Source organism: Chitinophaga barathri (genome assembly GCF_003807585.1).
GTDB classification, from domain to species: Bacteria; Bacteroidota; Bacteroidia; order Chitinophagales; family Chitinophagaceae; genus Chitinophaga; species Chitinophaga barathri.
This window is the reverse complement of the sequence record NZ_RMBX01000004.1, coordinates 89380-108803: the sequence shown is the minus strand read 5'-3', so window position 1 is coordinate 108803 and position 19424 is coordinate 89380. Positions and strand designations below refer to the sequence as shown.

14 protein-coding genes are annotated in these 19424 nt (G+C 50.3%); 2 read left to right on the top strand and 12 right to left on the bottom strand.

The genetic code is table 11. The annotated features are described in order from the left end of the window. Positions 1–5: 5 nt before the first annotated feature. From EG028_RS08760 to EG028_RS08740, 5 genes are all read right to left on the bottom strand, one after another. Positions 6–3416 carry a TonB-dependent receptor domain-containing protein gene (locus EG028_RS08760; protein ID WP_120516277.1) on the bottom strand — a complete coding sequence of 1137 codons (3411 nt, stop codon included), beginning with the start codon at positions 3414–3416 and terminating at the stop codon, positions 6–8. A 369-nt stretch (positions 3417–3785) separates the two neighbouring features. Then, positions 3786–4802, bottom strand: coding sequence for a FecR family protein (locus EG028_RS08755; protein ID WP_120516278.1), 1017 nt, complete (start codon positions 4800–4802; stop codon positions 3786–3788). Between the two features lie 298 nt (positions 4803–5100). Beyond that, the gene (locus tag EG028_RS08750) at positions 5101–6573 is read right to left on the bottom strand and encodes an alpha/beta hydrolase-fold protein (protein ID WP_120516279.1); all 1473 of its coding nucleotides are present in this window, start codon (positions 6571–6573) and stop codon (positions 5101–5103) included. A 68-nt stretch (positions 6574–6641) separates the two neighbouring features. Continuing rightward, on the bottom strand, positions 6642–7499 hold the full coding sequence (locus tag EG028_RS08745; protein ID WP_120516280.1) for a helix-turn-helix domain-containing protein: 858 nt from the start codon (positions 7497–7499) through the stop codon (positions 6642–6644). A gap of 99 nt (positions 7500–7598) precedes the next feature. After that, positions 7599–8114, bottom strand: coding sequence for a DinB family protein (locus EG028_RS08740; RefSeq protein ID WP_120516281.1), 516 nt, complete (start codon positions 8112–8114; stop codon positions 7599–7601). A 117-nt stretch (positions 8115–8231) separates the two neighbouring features. On the opposite strand from EG028_RS08740, the gene EG028_RS08735 reads away from it, so the two are divergent. Continuing rightward, positions 8232–9116, top strand: a complete 885-nt coding sequence (locus tag EG028_RS08735; protein ID WP_162946420.1) for a glutamate--tRNA ligase family protein — start codon at positions 8232–8234, stop codon at positions 9114–9116. A 99-nt stretch (positions 9117–9215) separates the two neighbouring features. After that, positions 9216–11600: an ABC transporter permease gene (locus EG028_RS08730; protein ID WP_206614424.1), complete on the top strand. Its 2385-nt coding sequence runs from the start codon at positions 9216–9218 to the stop codon at positions 11598–11600. Positions 11601–11905: 305 nt separating this feature from the next. On the opposite strand, the gene EG028_RS08725 is transcribed toward EG028_RS08730, so the two are convergent. From EG028_RS08725 to EG028_RS08695, 7 genes are all read right to left on the bottom strand, one after another. After that, positions 11906–13267 (bottom strand): acyl-CoA dehydrogenase family protein, encoded by a 1362-nt coding sequence (locus tag EG028_RS08725; protein ID WP_120516284.1) that lies wholly within the window; start codon positions 13265–13267, stop codon positions 11906–11908. 16 nt (positions 13268–13283) lie between these two features. Continuing rightward, complete coding sequence (locus EG028_RS08720) at positions 13284–13748, bottom strand: OsmC family protein (protein WP_120516285.1); 465 nt, start codon at positions 13746–13748, stop codon at positions 13284–13286. Between the two features lie 35 nt (positions 13749–13783). Continuing rightward, entirely contained in the window at positions 13784–14869 is a 1086-nt protein-coding gene (locus tag EG028_RS08715) for an amidohydrolase family protein (protein ID WP_120516286.1), read from the bottom strand. Between the two features lie 102 nt (positions 14870–14971). Further along, entirely contained in the window at positions 14972–16117 is a 1146-nt protein-coding gene (locus EG028_RS08710; protein ID WP_120516287.1) for a glycoside hydrolase family 130 protein, read from the bottom strand. Positions 16118–16135: 18 nt separating this feature from the next. Further along, the gene (locus EG028_RS08705) at positions 16136–16642 is read right to left on the bottom strand and encodes a hypothetical protein (RefSeq protein ID WP_120516288.1); all 507 of its coding nucleotides are present in this window, start codon (positions 16640–16642) and stop codon (positions 16136–16138) included. Between the two features lie 16 nt (positions 16643–16658). Beyond that, the gene (locus tag EG028_RS08700) at positions 16659–17600 is read right to left on the bottom strand and encodes an FAD:protein FMN transferase (protein WP_123864605.1); all 942 of its coding nucleotides are present in this window, start codon (positions 17598–17600) and stop codon (positions 16659–16661) included. Continuing rightward, positions 17597–19423 carry an FAD-dependent oxidoreductase gene (locus EG028_RS08695; protein ID WP_120516290.1) on the bottom strand — a complete coding sequence of 609 codons (1827 nt, stop codon included), beginning with the start codon at positions 19421–19423 and terminating at the stop codon, positions 17597–17599. Before EG028_RS08695 ends, EG028_RS08700 begins: the two co-directional genes overlap by 4 nt. Between the last annotated feature and the right edge of the window lies 1 nt (position 19424).

Below are 19424 nucleotides of genomic sequence, written 5' to 3'. Positions count from 1 at the left end.
CTGTATTAAAAAAACTTGTAAGTGAATCCCAACATTATCTCGGACCCGCGTTTATAGCTGCGGTTCACATATTTGTTCCCATACCATGTACCACCTGTACCATAGCTGGAATACACCGTTTCAATGGAAGGGTCCAGTATATTTTTCATAAATCCTTTGAACAGGAGCCTTTTGCCGATACGCTGACTAAACACAAAGTCGAGCATGGGAACCGGCCGGCTATACAGATCAGGTTCGCCGGTAAGATTGATCTGCACCAAACGTTCACCTACGATGTTAAAGGTCGCTGTCAGGTCTGTTCCCCATTTTTTATGGGTATAATTCAGCCATCCGTTGAAGGAATAAGGCGCCTGCTCAAACAGCGGGCTGTTTTCAGGAGTGTTCCTGTCCAGTGAGAGATTGGCCTGGTAACGTTCCGCCGATTTTTTGATCTGGCTCTGCGCCAGCATAAGATTGGCGCCCACGAAAAGGTTGTTCAGCGATGGCCAGATCGTTCCCAGGTTTTTCACTGCTTCCATTTCAATACCCCATACATACCCGGTATTCAGATCATTTTGGTATTGGATAGTGGGATATTCCGGAAATTTGGCATTCAGCCCTTCGGTGCGCAGGTCAAATACCCGGACCAGCTGATGATTGATTTGTTTGCCAAAGGTGGAAAATGCCAGCACTTCACCGGGATGCGGAAACCATTCCCACCGGAAATCCAGGTTCCGGGTATGCTGGTTAACGAGTTGCGGATTACCAATAACCAGCCCCATCTGGAAGGCATCAAACTCAAACACATTCGTCCTTTCACGCAATTCAGGGCGGGCCAGGGTCGTATTATACGCAAACCTGAAATTCATCCTGTTGCGAAAAATATATGTGGCATTCACCGCGTAATACGGTTTGTATTTTACCGTATACACAGAATTGGGTTCGATGAAAATAAGCGGAACCCGCCCACCATCTTCGGAAGGAACGGTAAGCGCCGGATCCAGGTAGATATTTGACGTATCAACGGTGGAGCGGATATCGGTGCGTTCAAAACGCACTCCGCCCGTAACCCGGAATTTATCGGCCAGCCGGATATCCAGCATGCCATAATAGGCATTTGTTTCAAAGAACCCCGAATAGTTATTAGGCGATTTCTGGCTGTTATATAAAAATCCCCCGATGGGCGCCGAGCCTTCGCGTTGGGCAGCCGTTGGTGGTAGTATTCCCACCACGTCGGAGCCTACCAGGCGGTCCAGGTCGCCCAGAACCCTGTAAATAGGCGCATTCCGCTCTTCCGTATAATTCGAGCCCGGTAACATCAGCAGGTTTTCGGTAAAACTGCGGTCGCGGAAAAGGTAGTTAAAGCCCGCTTTGAATTCCTGCCGCGTGCCCAGCAGCTGAAACGGAATACTCAGGTCAGCTTTGTAGTTGTAGTTCGTCTCCTCTAGGAATCGCCATCGCCTGCCATTGGGTTCGGCCTGGATGCGTCCATACACCCCATATCCATTTACATAACCGGAAGTAAGCACGTACAGACGGTCGGCTGAATAGGTATTTTCATATGGCGGGTATAATGGCGAGGTATAGAACGGATTGGGAATCGATACATTCCTATCGGGCAGGTAGGTGGCCATTGAAACAAAGCGGTAATCAGGATCGTTCTGGGAAGAAAGCGAAGTGGCCGCGTTGTAGCTTAACCGTGGTGCATATGGCCCCTTGCCAAACTTGTGCTCGCCCTGCAAGTTGAATGTGCTCAGCTTGCGATAGCTTTGTTTGATCGAATAAATATCGCTGTTCACCTCGCCGGGCAACCCGGTGTATTGATAACCGCCATAGAGATTTGTAGCCTTGTTTTCACCGCCCCAGCTGCCCATATACTGGAAGCTTATTTCATGTTGCGGATTAAAGCGATAGGCCAGGCCTCCGAGTACCCCGTAATTGAGTATTTCCGTGCCGGTATTTTCCCTGTAGGTTTGGTATTTCCCCATATACAGCCGGTTGGGCGTAATGTAGTTGGGGATATTCCGGAAACTGAAGATCTGGTCATTGCCGGTTACCACGCCCTGGTAAATGCTGTATTGGGTCAACTCCCCGTTGTAGGTATCGGTAATTCGTTTGTAATAGTTAGCCCCTAAAATAAGACCGACCGTATGTTTTTTGAAAACGCGATACTGATCGCCAAAAACCAGGGAATACGTCTGGTTCATGGGCGCCCTCTTGTAGCGGGTAGTTAGTACCGGATCAAAACGTTGCATAATGCGGTTGATCCTTTCCGATTCTTTCCAGGCCTCCGGGCTAAACTGGGCGTTGGACATCATATCCCGGACAGACTCCATGCCCAGGGGATATTCTTTAGCGAGGTTCAGGAAATCGGATTCAAGATTTTTATGGTTGATCTTTGATCCTAAAAAGCCCATATCGCTGTTGACGAAACTATTGTACCTGCCTCCGATGCCTACCGTTGTATTGTAGCCGGTCGAGGCGGAGATCTCCAGCTTCAGCGAATCGGGAATAGACCTTGTTTTCAGCTCTACAATGCCGGATGCGGCATCAGCAGGCTTGTCGGGGGTGACTGTTTTATAAATGGTAATATTGTCAAGCAGGGAAGCAGGCACCAGGTCCAGCGGAATAGCCGTACGGTCGGGATCGGAGGAAGCGAGGCGTACACCGTTTAGTTGCGCAATCACGCTCCGCTCGCCTAACCCCCGGATGGCTACATACTTATCGTCCGTAACGGTTACGCCGGTCACCCGCTGCAGGGCTTGTGTGGTCGTCAGGGATGCGGTCCTTTCCATCATTTCAGCGGAGATGGCATCTTGTATGACTGCCGAGCGCCTTCTTTCCTCCAGCACGGCGATATCATTATCGAGCCTTCTGCGGACGGTAACGGTGACCTCGTTTAAGAAACGTTCCGCCTTTTTTATATCCAGGTCTACAACCCTTTGTTCTTTGGCAAGTTTAACGGATCTTGACACATAGGCCACATGCGTAAATTTCAGCGTGCTGTTTTCTGGCACAGTGATAGAAAACCTACCCTGTTTATTGGTTACCGCTACGATATTGTGTCCCGTACTGGTCACCACCACACCTTCCACCGGCTCCTTTGTTGCGGGATCCCGGATAACGCCTGTTACCGTAATTTCATTGGCGCCTGCCAGATCCGTGAGTGCTGTTTTTTTTACAATGATGATATTTCCATCTACTAACTGGTAAGACAGCCCGGTCCCTTTCAGGATAGATTCCAATGCGGTTGAAACGCTTACCTGTTTTGCCTCGTAGCTGATCTTCCCGGAAAATCCGGCAATAAGATGTTCATTGAAAGAAAGCTGAAGACCCGATTCTTTCCTGAAGACTGCCAGCGCTTCTTTTAATGAAACGTTTTTTAAGTGCAGATCTATTTTTTTGGTCGGGGCCTGTGCATTTGCCTGTGTAATCATCGCGCACAGTCCCAGGAAAATAAAACATAACCTTATCAATAATTTTCTACATACCTGAAGGCATACATCTTTCTCATATCTGTTCTCAGATAGTTCTTTTGAAACTACTATCATAAACTCTCACGTTAGTTTGGTTGAATATTGCGTATCCCGGCCGTTAATACGGCAGCTAGTATTAATGCGTATTTATCAATGCGTATCTATCCAGGATATTCCACGGAAAATAGTTGGCAATAGCATGTGCCGGACATCACACTCCTTTTTCCCAAAATGGAAAGCGAAACGTTGGTTGTACCCGTTTCATTAAATCCGTTCCTTTAATTCTTCTCCCTGGCTGTAGGAGTTCCTGTTTCCGTTAATTCTTCCGGTTTAATAAAAAACAATCCTGCCATCCGATTTCTCGTAATTAAATCCCCCCGCGAGTGACAATATCCTCGCTACTTTATCCGCCGACATTGTGTCTCTGACACTTAAAGTCAGCGGTATAGATTTTAATGCCGGATCCTTAAATTCAAACTCAATGTCATAGGACCGCTGCAAAACTTTTACCACATTGCCCGTGGTCGTACCTTCAAACGATAAAAGGCCCGTTTTCCAGTCTTCCAGCTCTGTTGTATTTACTGTTGAAACGATGGCATTGTTGCTGCTGTAATTCACTTTCATTCCCTGTGTCAGTACAGCCAGTACATTGCTGCCTGAACCCGGCGTACTTTTAGCCACCTCTACTTTACCGGTAGCCACACCTACTTCAATATCGCTTGAATCAAATGACCTTATCCTGAAGGAAGTGCCCAGCACCTTTGTGTCTATCAGGCCGGCATGGATAATGAACGGTTTCGCCGCATTTTTTGCCACATCAAAATATGCCTCACCTTCCAGCTCTACCTCACGGGTGCTGCCTGGAAACATTTTGGGGAATTTCAATTTGCTCCCTCTTCCCAGATGTACAGTGGTCCCGTCACTTAACGTAAATGTTGACCGGCTTAATCTGGAATTTTCTTTTGTGACGGTATCCAGGGATGCTGTTTTTACATTGTGGTTTGCATCACGGAAAACTACAGTACCTATCCATGTCATAATAAACAACGGCACGAGTACCGCTGCATACCGGAGGAGATCTCTCCTTTTCATTCCAATCAGCTTGCCGCGCTTTTCTTTTCTTTCTATTTCAGTCACTCTGCTCCAGAATTCCCGCTTCAACTCATCTATGTTTTCCTGGGGTAATTTATAGCGGCCTGATTCTTCCCAGCGATCCTGCATAAGGGCTTGAAGCTGATCGCGTCCTTCGGCAGTTTGCAGCAATTGCTCCACAATGTCTTTCTCCTTAGCGGTGCAGTTGCCTTCAAAGTACCTTTTCAATAAAAGTGGATCGATCTTATTTCTCATGTTTTGTCTGGCAATATTTAATAAAAATCCGGCTGCTTTATATAATCGTTAGATTCTACTTATGTATGAATCAACATGATTTTATTGTTATCAAAGTCTTCCATAAGCTATAACACCAATTTTTGCCTGTACTACTATTGCTATAATAAAGAAAAATCACAATAACATGTAAGTAATTGATAAACAATGTAAATTCCAGATAATCTATATTAAAAGAAGACGGGGCATTATAGCTGTGTATTCTTTTCAGCGTGATCGTAAGATGGGGTGTTCATTCCCTGGTGCAGGTCGGCGGGTATCACATCTCCTTCAATAACCGCGCAGCCGGTTTATTGTTGCTGTTCAGTTCCAGCGCTTTAGTTAAATGAGGTTTGGCTTTTGCACGTTGGTTTAATAAAATATAGTTTTGGGCTATGTAGTAGTGCGCCATATCAATAGAAGAGCGGGTATCATCGGATATATAGGTCAACAAATATTGTAATCCCTCTTTCACTTTATAGTTATGGATGGCTGAAAGCTTGCCCAGGTCAAAATAAATCCTACCGTCACCGGGTAAATATTTATTGTCCGAATTAGATAACAATAATCCTTTTTGCAGGTATGCCCATCCTTTCTCAGGCTTTTGTTCGTAAATATCAAAAGCAAGAAGGTTATAACAGAACAATAAGTTCTCAGGTCCCCCGGCGATATTCATTTCTTCCTTCTCTATCTTTTTCATAGCCCGTTCAAAATATTGCCTTGCATTGTCTTTTAGTTTTAACTGGAGGCAATACTGTCCAAAATGCATAATATTCCAGCCTTTCAGGTGGTCGCTGTCGAAATATTTTAATATCGTGACAAGACCCGCACTGTCTTTATTTGTAATGGCTTCCTGGGCAAAGGGAGCATAAAATGTATAGTTCTTCTCCAGCTCAATACCATACATGTCATGAACACGGGCGCTTATGGCCTCAAGGTCTTTTACCGCATCTGTCTCTTCTTTGCCGGAATAAGGAGTGTAAAACTGGTAAGTATGTTCCAGCGCGAATTCAATTGCCAGCGTCAGGATATTGTTATGATTGGCCAATGACAAACTATCGTACCTGAAAAAGAACCTGGTTGTATCCAGTTGCCTGGTTTCCCTTTGAATTTCCCGGGCATAGGCATGCCTTCGTTGCAGATCGAACTGGCCCACCGCTGTGTAATAAAAGGTATGGTGATGGTTGTAGTAATCTTTGGCCTCATCCGAAAGATGAAAAGGCGGCTGTTCCTCCCCTGTTTTTTCAGGGGCCAGCATCATATAACCATTAAAAAGCCCCGGGCGATTCAAAAAAAGATAATTGCCAAAACTTGCCGCAAATGAATGCCCGATGTAAGCGCGAAATGTGGAGGTGTTGTACTTTTTTTCAATCGAAGGGATCAGTTCTTTTTTTATAAAATCGACAAAATGTAATCCTTCAGCAGACAAATTGCCTGTTTCATAACTATAACCCATCCGTTTCATACTGGCCTCAACCACTACAATCAGGCTATTGGGGATACCTATCCTGGATTTCCTGAAATAACTGACCTGGGCCTGAAGATAATTGCCTTCCACCATCCCGTAATTGATCGCATACAGTACGGGGTGTTTGGCGCCATGATGCCAGCCTTCCCAGTCTTCGGGGAAATACACCGTATACCTGACAGAATCCTTTAACGAAGCAGCATACAGGCTCTCTTTAATTTTATCCTGGGCTGAAGACCTTTGAATGCCCGTGACTACCAAGATTAAAAAAACCAGGTATCTCATTGTATTGATTTTGCAGGTACAAAACAAATCAATAAAAATGAGCCCGGATTGTACTTTTCGGACAGCATCTACTTTTTGATAAACTTCAGTATCAATTGGTCATCCGCCAGTTTGGCAATGGAATTAAAAAATTGCGAGGGGTTGTCACCGGTGATCTTCCGATATACTTTATTGAAATAAGACTGGTCGTAAAAATTGCTCTGGTAGCCGATCTGCGTAAGATTCTGGAATTGTTGTCTGAAGAGTTTGTTTTTCAGGGAATGCCTGAAACGGGCAATTTTCCGGTAGGTAACCGGGGATACCGCTAAAAACTGGTGAAAAAGACGGTTAAAAGTACGGGCATTCAGCGATAACGAATCTGAAATCTCCCCGATCGTGTATTCCTGGTCAAAATCCGACAACATTTCCAAGGCTGGTTCCAGCATAGCTGCCTTTTCCGGCGGATTGTATTGTGTCAGTAAAAAGTTCTCCAATAGCAGCAAACGGCTCCTGAAATCATCTGTCTGATAAAAGGCTTTTAAAAACCGGTGATAATATGCATCCCCGTCCCAGGCGGTAAATATTTGTGATGATTGTTTGGCAATATCCCCCAGTGCAGGTTTAATAAAATGATTAATCCCCAAGGGCTTAAATATTATCGTCACCTTATCAAGCTTACCTTGCAATGCTACCTGGAGAGGATTGCTGTATTTCCCCTGGAGGATGCAGCAATAATCATTTGCCGGATCGTGTTGTATTCTGACGGAAAGCTGATCTATCTCGCACGAAATGTTCCGGTGTATGTTAAATGACTGATTGATATGAGGGAAAGCGTAATAATTGCTGCAAAACCCATCGTCCTCCGTTTTTAAAAAGTAATAATATTCGATATGTCTTTTCAGCGCAGGAGCTTCCGGATAAAAAACCTGTATTTGCTCGGCTTCCATATTATTCCCTTTTTCACTAAAATATGGATAAATAACAAAACGGCACAGCCCGGGCAAATTGCCCGGGCTGTGCAACAGAGGTATATATGAGGAATTTTCCTAGACCTCCACTCCCCTTAACGTCTTAATGATCTTCTTCAGCTGGTGGCTATGCCGCAACGTATGATAAGTTGCGAAATGCAACACCTCCAGCCTCGTCATCTGCCCTAAGAACGGGAAGTCAAAATCCGTCAATGTCTCCGTGAGGTCTTTGCCACCTAAAGCCCCGTTTAATCCGCGGCGTATATTTTCCATTTCTTTCACCAATGCGTCTTTATCATATTCCTTGTCTTCAGGAAGGATAAAATCCGGGGATTGCATCTTAATATCGAAATTGAGGAACACTTTCACATCTTCCACTTTTGCATCCGGTGCACGGTCCGTAGTGGGTTTGGCACCGCCCTGCAGCAGCTCCACGCAGCCGCCTACGGACATCCTGATGTGCTCCGCCACCTGTGCCGCCGTCCAGCTGCCGGCAAAGGGTACCTGGTTTGCCTGCTGCTGGCTGCAGGAGGCTAAAAGCCCTGCCATCTCCGAAATGGCTGAATCTGCCGCTATCCTGATATCCGCTTCCATATGATGTGTTTTTTACAAATATCCGTTCATTCGCCGGTTTGTAAGGTGGGGAGGAATGACAAGTTAGATGGCATTTCAGGACAAACTGTTATTTTGCACTGTTATAAATACTTCCGGATGAATCGTTCCAGGACCAGGATCGCACCTACGCCCAGCGGGTTTCTTCACCTGGGCAATGTTTTTTCTTTTGCCGTTACAGCCGCGCTGGCGGAGCATACCGGCGCAAAAACGCTGCTGCGGATAGACGACCTGGACCAGCACCGCGTAACGCCGGAATATGTACAGGATATATTCGACACGCTGCATTTTATGGGTATCCCCTGGCAGGAAGGGCCGGCTGATGCGGAAGAATACAAAACAACGTACTCCCAGCTGCACCGCATGCCGCTGTATGAAAAGGCACTGGAACAACTGCAAAACAACGGACAGGTATTTGCCTGCGCCTGTTCCCGCTCCCAGCTGGCAGCCGCCAAACCCTGCGTCTGCAAAGACATTCCGCTGGAGCAACCGGGCGTAAGCTGGCGGCTGCGTACGGATCACAGCACTCCATTAACGGTAAGGACCATTTCCGGTGCAACGGTGGAAACCACCCTGCCGCTGTCCATGAAAGATTTTGTGGTGAAGAAAAAAGACGGCTTCCCGGCATACCAGCTCAGCTCCGTGGCGGATGACGGTCATTATGCGGTGGACCTCGTCGTGCGCGGGCAGGATCTCTGGGACTCCACCCTGGCGCAGTTGTACCTTGCCCGTCTTTTACCCGGCTCTCCCTTCCCGCAAACCATCTTCTTCCATCACCCCCTGCTCACGGACGATCCCGGCCGTAAACTCTCCAAATCCGCGGGCGATGCCTCCATCCGTTTCCTGCGAAATGAAGGCCGGCAACCGGGAGATATATACGCCTCTATTGCCGGAAAAATGGGCCTGCATATCACCGCAGGGAACTACCAGGAGCTGGCCGCGCCTGTTATTGAACACGCCTTGTCCGGAAACGGACAAACCTGACTGGGATTATAATTATTCACATGTGTAATAACAACATTGTTATTTACATGAAAAGACATTCCAGTATGGCAGTTTTCTTGCTGCGCTCAAATTATGCTGATGAACTACTTAAAGATCGCGCTGAGAACTTTACAACGCAATAAAGCCTATACACTGGTAAATATCCTCGGCCTCACACTGGGCCTTGCCTGCGCCATTCTTATTTTCAGCCTCGTAAAATACCATCTCAGCTTCGATGATTTTCATCCGGGCAAAGACCGCATCTACCGCGTGCTTTCCGCCGTACAGGGTGCCAGCACTACCTGGCAGCCGGGCATCCCTCCCCCGATGACGGAAGCCATGCTCAGCGATTACACCTTCGTGGAAAAAGCGGGCAGGGTAGCGACTTTTAAGGACCAGCTGGTAAGCGTGCCACAGCCCGGGGCCGTCAAGAAATTCCAGGAGGAAGCCGGCTTTTCATTCGCTGATCCCGCTTTTTTCAGCATGATGCATTACCCGCTCGCCAAAGGCGACCTGGCAACGGAGCCCAATACCGCCGTGATCACAGAGCGCGTGGCGGAAAAATACTTCGGCAATACAGTAGCCATTGGCCGCACTCTCCGCGTGATCAACCGGTTCAATAATAACAAACTGGATTTCAGGATCACCGGTATCCTGCAAAACCTCCCCGCCAATACGGACCGCCGCCAGGAAGTGTATCTTTCTTATCAGAACCTCCACGACTTTCATAGCGGCTTCGCAAAAGATAACTGGTACCAGACTTCCGCCATCCACCAGTCTTACCTGCTGCTGAAACCGGGCCTCACCGCCGCGATGGTGAACAGCTCCTTCCCGGCCTTCTCCAACAAATATTATAACCAGCAGCAGGACACCCGTTTTCAGTTCAGCCTGCAGCCTTTATCCGATATCCATTTTAACACCGAAATAGACGGTAAAGTGGCCAGGCAACACCTCTGGGCGCTTTCCCTCACGGGGCTTTTCCTCGTCATCACCGCCTGCGTGAACTTCATCAACCTGGCTACCGCTCAGGCCCTGAGCCGTTCCAAAGAGATCGGGATACGGAAGGTGCTGGGAAGCCTGCGGCTGCAGCTGTTCCGGCAGTTCATTACAGAAACCGCCATCATCGCCACATCCGCCATGATACTGGCATTTGTGCTGGCTGTGGCGATGTTGCCCTATGTAAATCATTTGTTCGGCGCTACGCTCAGCATCCGGCTTTTCAGCGATGTACAGCTGATGATCTTTTTGCCGGTATTGCTGATCGCGGTGATCCTTTTTGCCGGTTCCTATCCCGGCCTTATCCTCGCCGGGTTTCAGCCGGTAGCGGCTTTGAAAGGTAAACTCTCCCACCGCCACGCGGGCGGGCTGAATGTAAGGAAAGGGCTGGTGGTAACGCAGTTCGCCATCTCGCAGCTGCTCATTATCGGCACGCTGGTGATTGCGAACCAGATGCGGTATGCCAAACATGCCGATCTCGGTTTTCAGAAAGACGCCATGGTGATGCTGCCTGTGCCCGTGCGCGACCATTCCGCCACCGGTACATTAAAAGCCTTGCTCACCGCCACACCAGGTGTGGAAGGCGTTACTTTCTGCGGGGAAGAGCCCGCGGGACATGAAACGTACATTACAGACATCCGTTATGCCGGCCGTCAGAAGCCCGAAGACTTCACCATCTATCTCAAAGGTGCGGACAACCGTTATGTGCCCGTATTCGGCCTGCAAATGGCCGCGGGCCGCAACCTGTCCCCGGTGGATACCAGCAGGGAATACCTCATCAACGAAACCACCGTCAAAAAACTGGGCCTCTCCTCCCCTGAGCAGGCCATCAACCAGGAAGTAAGAATAGACGGAAGGAAAGGCCTGATCGTGGGCGTGGTAAAGGATTTTCACAACCGTTCCTTTCATGAGCCCATCGTACCCATCTGCCTCACCAGCGGTCTCGGCTGGTATGGCCGCTGCGCCGTGAAAGTGGATGCGGACAGGCTCAGCGCCGTAATGCCGGCCATCGAAAGCGCATGGGCGAAAACTTTCCCGGATCACCTGTACAAATATGATTTCCTGGACGAAAAGATCGCGCGCTTTTACCAGCTGGACGATATGCTGCTGCGCCTGATCCAGTTCTTCGCCATCGTGGCGATCGTGATCGGCTGTATGGGCCTTTACGGTCTCGTGTCTTTTATGGCCGCGCAAAAGACCAAGGAAGTAGGCGTGCGGAAAGTAATGGGCGCCAGCGTTCAAAGTATCCTCTGGCTGTTTGGTAAAGAATTCGGCAAACTGTTGCTGATCGCTTTTGCGATAGCGGCGCCCATTGCCTGGTACGTAATGAGCGGCTGGCTGCAAAATTTTGCCTACCGCATCGAGATCGGCGTGGGGATCTATGCGCTGGCCGTACTCGTCACCATAATAGTAGCCGTGCTCTCCGTAGGCTACCGTTCCGTGCAGGCCGCATTGATGAACCCGATGCGCTCCCTGCGCTCAGAATAAACGGCCATATTAAAAACTCAGGGCAAGAAAATCATTTACATCATCTGTGGATTTTACCGGATGAAAAGCAAAAAGCAACCTCCCTCCGACCCTGATGGAATATTAACCATTTTTACTACGGATCAAGTCCACCTCATCTCCACCTTAACTCCGCCTTCCCTATACCTCTTCTATAGGTACCATACAGGTTTCCTGTAATTGCCAGGTAATTTTCAAGCAAAAAGCAAAATACTATCATATCCGGGCTTCTATTGCATAAAAAAGGCGCCCATGTAAAGGCGCCTTCTATTTCATCAGAAATGTTTTTATACAAATGCGCTGAAGCCCGTAATCGCCCTTCCCACGATCAGCGAGTTGATCTCTTTGGTGCCTTCGTAGGAATAGATCGCTTCCGCATCGGCTACAAACCGCGCCACGTTATATTCCAGCAAAATGCCGTTGCCGCCCATCACTTCGCGCGCTTTGCTCACAATATCCCTCGTGCGAAGCGAGCAGAACACTTTGGCGAGCGAAGCGTGTTCGTCGCGGAGCATGCCCTGGTCCTGGAGCTCAGACAGCCTGAACACCAGCGACTGCATGGCGGTAAGGTTGGAGAGCATTTCCACCAGGTGGTTCTGTATCAGCTGGAACGATGCAATAGGTTTGCCGAACTGTTTGCGTTTACGCGTATAGTCCAGCGCGTTTTCGTAGGCGCCGCGCGCGCAGCCTACAGCCATCCAGGCTACGCCCGCACGGGTCATCTGCAATACACGGGCGGTATCTTTAAAGGAATTGGCGTTCTGCAAGCGGTCTTTTTCTTCCACTACGCAGTCCGTCATCGTAATAAGCCCGTTCTGCACAATGCGCAGCGCCATTTTTCCTTTGATCTTTTCCACGGCAAAACCGGGTGTACCCTTTCTCACCAGGAAACCTTTTACCTGCCCGTCATCCAGGTCGCGCGCCCACACGATCGTCACATCCGCGAAAGGCGCATTGCCGATCCATTTTTTCTGACCGTTCAGTACCCAGCCGTCCGCAGTACGTTTGGCAGTGACCGTGAGGCCGCCCGCCGCGCCGGAGCCTACTTCAGGCTCGGTAAGCCCGAATGCGCCGATGGCCTGCAACTGCTGCATCTTAGGCAACCATTCCTCCTTCTGCGCCTCGGAGCCGCACATGTAAATGGAGCCCATGGCCAGACCGCTCTGCACGCCGAAGAAAGTGGCGATGGACGAATCCACGCGGGCCATTTCCATGGCAATGATCCCTTCCATGAGGAATGACTTGCCCGGGCAGCCATATCCTTTATACGTAACGCCGCAAAGGTTCAGCTCCGCGAATTTTGGAATGATCTCGTAAGGGAATTCGTCGTGCAGCCAGTAGTTGTTCACCAGCGGTTTGATCTCTTTTTCCATGAACTCGCGCACTTTGAGTTGCAGGGCGCGGTCTTCTTCATTCAGCCGCAGGTGCAGCTCGTAGAAGTCGCCGTTGATCTCGGGCAGTTCTTTTTTCTTTTGCCCGCCGCCGTCCATCATTTTCATCAGGCCTTTCAGCTGGGCATCGTCCAGCTTTGAAAAACCGTCCATTACCTTTTGCAGGTCCACTTTGCGGCTTAGCTTGTCCAGTTTCTCAAAATCGATGGTTTTGAACAGCTTGTAAGCCTGTTTGATCTTCTCAAAAGTTCCGGCCATATCGTTTCAGTTTAAATCAGGAATCAATGGTTGTTCGTGGCAGCATTTCTGCGGAGACTTCCGGTGTTTCACCCACCAGGGTGGTGAGTATGATGTCGCCTTCCAGCATCCTGGATACGGGGCATGCTTTAGCAATGCTGATCAGTTTTTCCCGCTGCTCGTTGCTGACGGGGCTCAGAAAATACAGGTCCTTGTCCACATGCGTCACCAGCTGCCCGTTGCGGGTAGCCTGCCGGAGATTGGCGTTTATGGCGATGTTGGGAATGTTCCAGCCTTTGCGGTCGATATACATGCGGAGCGTGGCCAGCGTGCAGGACACCACGGAGGAAAGGAACAGCGTGAAGGGATCCGGCCCCGTATCTTCCCCGCCCGAGGATGGCGGCTCGTCCGCAATAAAAGTGCCATTGCGCCATTCTATGCGGCAGCGGTATTTTATTTCGCCGATCGTGCCCCTGACGGGATTTGCCATTTTATACTGCATACCTGCAATTTACGGTTATTGCAGTTTGAAAAGCATCAGGGGAACAGGGATTTATCGATCCGGGGGATGATGCGGAGGGCGTTTTTGTAATAAACCTTGCGCAGGATGTCATCCGGCAGGTTCATACCGTACATGGCCCAGAAGGCATGATATTTTTTGTGGTAGGGGAAATATTCGTCCGCCGTTTCCAGTACGCGGAAATAAGTGGCGTATTCTTCCGGCTGCCAGGAGTCTTTGCCGAAAAGTATCCGGTCCTGGTATTTTTCAAAAAACTGCCGGGCCATTTTGGGCTGCCGACCCAGTTCCGCGATCACAGCGCCGAATTCCACAACGATGTTCGGCATGTCGTCCATCAGTTTGGAGAGGTGGCCCAGATCGTTTGCATACCAGCCGAAGTGTGCATCGATAAAGGTGGTGCGGGGATGTTTTTTGAACATACGGTGCTGCTCCGCAATGAGGGTTTCCCAGGGTGCGGGATTGTCCGCCCCTCTTTTGCGGCCGGGATGGGTGGCCAGTTCCAGCCAGCGTTCGTTATGATCGTCCATATCGTCCCAGAAAGGTTTGGGATCTGCGGTATGTATCAGCACGGGGATCTTCAGTTCAGCGCATTTGTCCCAGATGGCGTCCAGCCGGGGATCGTCCACGGTTACGCGTTTGCCGCTTTTGTCCTTTACGCTGAGGCCCAGGTTTTTGAATACCTTCAGGCCGTTTGCCCCGGCGTCATAGTCGGCCTGGAGCTGTTTCACGGCTTTAGCTGTCCAGCCTTCCTCACCGATGCCGCCAAAATCGATATTGTGGAATATGATAAAACGTTTAGGCGCATTGGCCTTTACGTTGTCAGCCATTTTTTTCAGCCCGCTGCCATTGCCTCCGCTGAGATTCACCATTACTTTCATGTTCAGGGCATCCATGTCCTTTACCAGGTTGTCCAGGTTGCCGGAGCCCAGGCTCCACTGGTGGTTATGCACGTCAATGAAAGGGAATTTGGCTTTTTTGAGGGGATGTTTGGGTACTACGAGGGTGGATACCGGGTCGTACTTTTCGAAGTCCATTTTCTGCTGGCCATGCAGCAAACCTGCGGCCAGTACTAAAGGGCAAAGGAGGGCATTGATTTTAAACATACGGTCGATTATAAGATAGTACGCTAAAACTAGGCAATTATCCGGCTTATGCAAGGGGCAAATGATAAGCGGCGCAGGACAGGCGTTCCGCAAATACCCGGATCACTTCGCGGGTACAGGGTCCCCGGGAAGGGGATGTTTGGGGTCGAATATGGCCACGGCCACCCTCGAATCCGCGCAGCCGTAATACAGGAACCACTTTTTGCGGTGGTATACCAGCCCTTCGATGAACACCGTCCCGTCTTTGTACTGCCCGCTTTTTTCAAAGGCTTCCATCGGGCGGAGAAAAGGCACATCCAGCCGGGCGATGGGTTTGGTAGGATCGTTTTTGTCGAATAGGACCTGGCCGGCGCAATAGGCGTTCCCGTTAAAGCGGCTGTCGCCGTTTTTGCCGGCGCTGTTTTTCCCGTTATATAGCAAAAGGATGCCTTTATCCGTGATCACGGCGGGCGGGCCGCATTCGGTCAGATCACTGTCGAAATATCCCTTTCTCGGGCTTATAAATGGCTTTATCCCGCCGGTATCGTCCAGGATGGGCGACCAGTCCAGCAGGTTTTCCGAAGTGGCGCCATATACGCCGTGCTCGCCCCAGTACATAAAATATTTCCCGTTTACTTTGGTGATCACCTGCCTGCCCTGCCGCACCTGCGTTACGATGGAAGCCGATTTGCTCCAGTGCTCCAGGAATTTCCCGTCATACGCGTTCTCAAAAGCGGGCCCGTGTTTTTCCCAGTGAATCAGATCGCGGGAAGTAGCTACACCCAGCCGGGCCACGCTGCGGTTCCATTGCGTGTACAGCATTACATACAGGCCGTCTCCGGTCACGGCCACACGCGGATCTTCGCAGCCGCCGGGGAATTCGTATTGCCGCTGGTTGTCTTCCGATGGATACAATACCGGCGTGGGGTTCCGCGTGAAACCGGTGCCATTTCGGCTGATGGCATACCCGATGCGGGAAGTCCTCCGGCCAATGCCCTGGCCGCTTTTGTCCTCCGCCCTGTACAGTACCACGATGTCTTTTTTAAGAACGGTGGCGGCGGGATTGAAGGTATCGTTGGATTCCCAGGCAATGGAATCCTTTTGCATGGGGCACCAGAAATAGGTGTTGTTATAGGGGGAAATGACGGGATTTTTCCCGCGTACACGTACAAAACCGCCCAGCGCCCAATCGGGCAGGGTGTTTTGCGCCGCGCTGCCTAACGCCAGCAGCATCAGCAGGGTTATCAATGAGATGCGTGGAATGTTCATACGTTTAATATACGAAAACTACCGCTTGAGTGCGATCATTTTGTACTGCCCGCTTACCTTCCCGAAAATGAGGGTGGTATCGTCCATCTTCACGCTGTACATGGCGGTGCCGCTGTCCGTCATCCGGCGCAGGCGCTCGTTATATTCACCGGGCAGATTCTCCTCAACCCTGGTAATATTTTCATCAGTGACCGCATGGAGTTTCTGCTGCATTTTGGCGCTGAATAACTTACGGTAGTCTTTTTTGGCCAGGGTCTTTTTGACCGTATCCAGCGGTAGCGGGAAATACACCATGCTGCGCAAAAGCGTATCGTGCGTACCGTCTGAAAGCTCACGCAGGGAAGTGAAAAAAGTGCGGAATTCCTGTTCTTCCGTGCTGACGGCCGGCGGGTTTGCACCGGTGGTCTGTAAGGCGGAATCTTCCGTGGGCATTACGGCCACGGAATCCGTTTGCTGCGGCTGCTGCCGGCCGGCGCAGGCCATTAACAGGCAGGCGCCTACGATGTATAAAATGGGCTGTTTCATGCCTTGATGATCACAATTACCGTACCACCAGGGCCTTGATGCCATCGGTCATATAAACAGCCGTATGGCCGTTGTGATCTTTGTAAAGGAGAATGGCCTGAAGGTTCTTTTCGCGCCGCAACAGCTGTTTGCTGCCTTCAAAACCCAATACCAGGCAAGGCGTATCAAAACCATCGGCCGTAACGGCATCCGGCGCAATGATGGTGGCGCTCAGCAATGAATCGGGATGGACAAAGCCTATTTTGGGGTGAATGATATGACCGTAGGTCCGGCCATTGGCCGTGTAAAAATTCTGGTAGTTACCGGCAGTACTAATGGCCGCGTCGGTCAGCTTTATCCCGAGCAGAGCTTTCCCCGGCTGCTGCGGGTCTTCAATGCCGATCTCCCACGTTCCCTTACATCTCACTTCGCCGCCCACTTCAGTCATATACCGCTGTACGCCTTGCGCTTCAAGATAACGGGCGAGCACGTCCACCGTGTACCCCTGTGCAATGCCGTCAAAGTCCAGGCGTACATCAGGTTTGGTCTTGCGCACGGTTTCCCTGTCGAAAAAAATGTACTGAAAACCTACATATTGCAGCAACGAATCCGCCTTCCACGTCCAGTCGCGGCCGCTGCGTTTGCCTTCGCGATAGGCTTCCACCAGGGGCATCACGGTGGGGTCAAATGCGCCGCCGGTGGCTTTGTAGATGTCCGCCGAGTGCTGTAATACTTCATAAAAATGACCGGACTGAAACCGCCAATCCTCAAACTGGTTGAATGAAGATATTTCGGAATCAGCCCGGTATGTAGACAAAGCTCCATCTATGACCTCGAAAATAGAATCCGCCTGTGTTTTAAAGTTTCGCCGGCCGCCGTCTTCGTATTGCATATGCCATACTGTGCCCTGCGCAAAGCCTTCCAGCTTCACCAGAGGGCCGTTTTGCAGCAGCATCCATATAGCGGCCAGGTACATCATTTTCCGGCGGGAGGATTTTGCAGGGTTTGCTGTGGCGGCGTTTCATCTTTGATGATGGCCATCAGCTCCGCCAGGTGATCCGTATACACGCCTTTGGGTGTGGTGTTGTATTTTTTGGCCACCGCCGCGGCAAAACCTACCACTTCTCCCATCATGCCACAGGTGCGCATCACCCTTGTGCTGCCGAAAGCAACATGCGTGGTGCTGATGTTTCTGCCCGCCATAAACAGGTTGGAGATGTTGCGGCTGTACAGGCAGCGGTACGGGATCGTGTAAGGGGCTACCCTGATGTGTTTGGTGCCCGCGAAAAATTCCTGGCCTTCAAAATATTTGCTGTTCTTTTCATCGGGGAAATGCAGGTCGATGGTCCAGGTGGCGGTAACGGTGCCGTCAGGGTAAAACTTCCCTTCCTGGATATCCATCTGCGTGAGTATGTGATCGCCCATGATCCTGCGGGACTCGCGTTTTCCGCCGATGTAGGCCACCCATGCCAGTTCACGTTTTGCGTATTTGTCGGCTTTATTTTTTTTGAGGTAAGACCAGTTGCCGTAAATGGCGCGCAGGTTATGGTCGCGGATCTTTTCCGCGTCGGTGATGGTGTTGAAATTACCAAAGCCTGTTTCCCATTCCCAGTCCGCCTTTGTATCGTCTATATGATATTCGTCGGAGAACTGTATAGCCCAGGGCGTTTCAGGGAAGCTGGAAATAGTATCTTTTTCCAGGGAAGCCCAGAGGTTGGAAGTACCGAGCGTAAAGCTGTCTGACTTTTCAGAGGCCAGCGATTCGCCGGTTTCAGCTTTGCTTTCGCGGCCATGACGAAAATCTGCCCCTGCCAGGTACCCTACTGTACCATCGCCGGTGCAATCGGAAAAATAGGTACCGGTGAAACGTGTGTCCTGGTTCGTGGTAATATTCCTGCCGATCACTGCCGCGATCTTGTTGTCTTTCATTTCCACTTTGTACACGTGGGTGTTGAGGAACAAATGCAGGTTCTTCTCTGCTTTGACGATGGAGATCTTCCGCGCATCGCCGTATTCCGCTGCGTCCGGGTTGCCGTTACCGGGGTCGCCATTGTCCATTTCACGCACGATGCGGCCCAGCTTGGGATAGTGGTTCTTGTCCACATCACCTTTGAGATGCACGCGTATCTCCGAGCTATTGTTCCCTCCCAACACCGGGCGGTCCTGTATCAGTGCGGTTTTCAGGCCCATTCTCGCTGCGGAGATAGCTGCGCAGGTGCCTGCCATTCCACCGCCTACTATAACGATATCGAACTGTCCCCCATCCAGAGAAGCTGCGGAAGTGTGCAGCACCTGGTTACGGAATTCGTTGAGGGCTTTGAGCGTATTGGGCGGCGTGAATTTCAGCGCATCGGTGAAAAGAATAGCATCGCAGCGGCCGTTAAAGCCGGTCAGATCTTTCATCACCAGGTTCACTTCTTCTTTCGTAATATCCACCACACCGGCATCGTACCATTTCCAGGCATCGTTGCCGCTGGCGCCCATCACCTGCCCGGCCTGCTGACCGTCGATGCTGATGGTGAACTTACCCGGGCCGGTGGGGAACGGCGCCCAGTCTTTGGTACGCACCCACATGCGGTACTTTCCTTTGGCGGGGAATCTTACGGTGGTGGAGGCATCTTTTACAGGCCGCCCCATGCCGTGCGCCATCAGGTAAGAGGAGCCCATCACTACAAACGACTGCTGGTCTGTCACCCAGCCGCCTTTCTCCGTAAAAGATTCCGTTTCCACATATACGTGTTGCTGGGCAAAGGCTGCTGCGTGGAAGATCAGCAGAAGGAACAGGATTTTTATTCTTGCCATA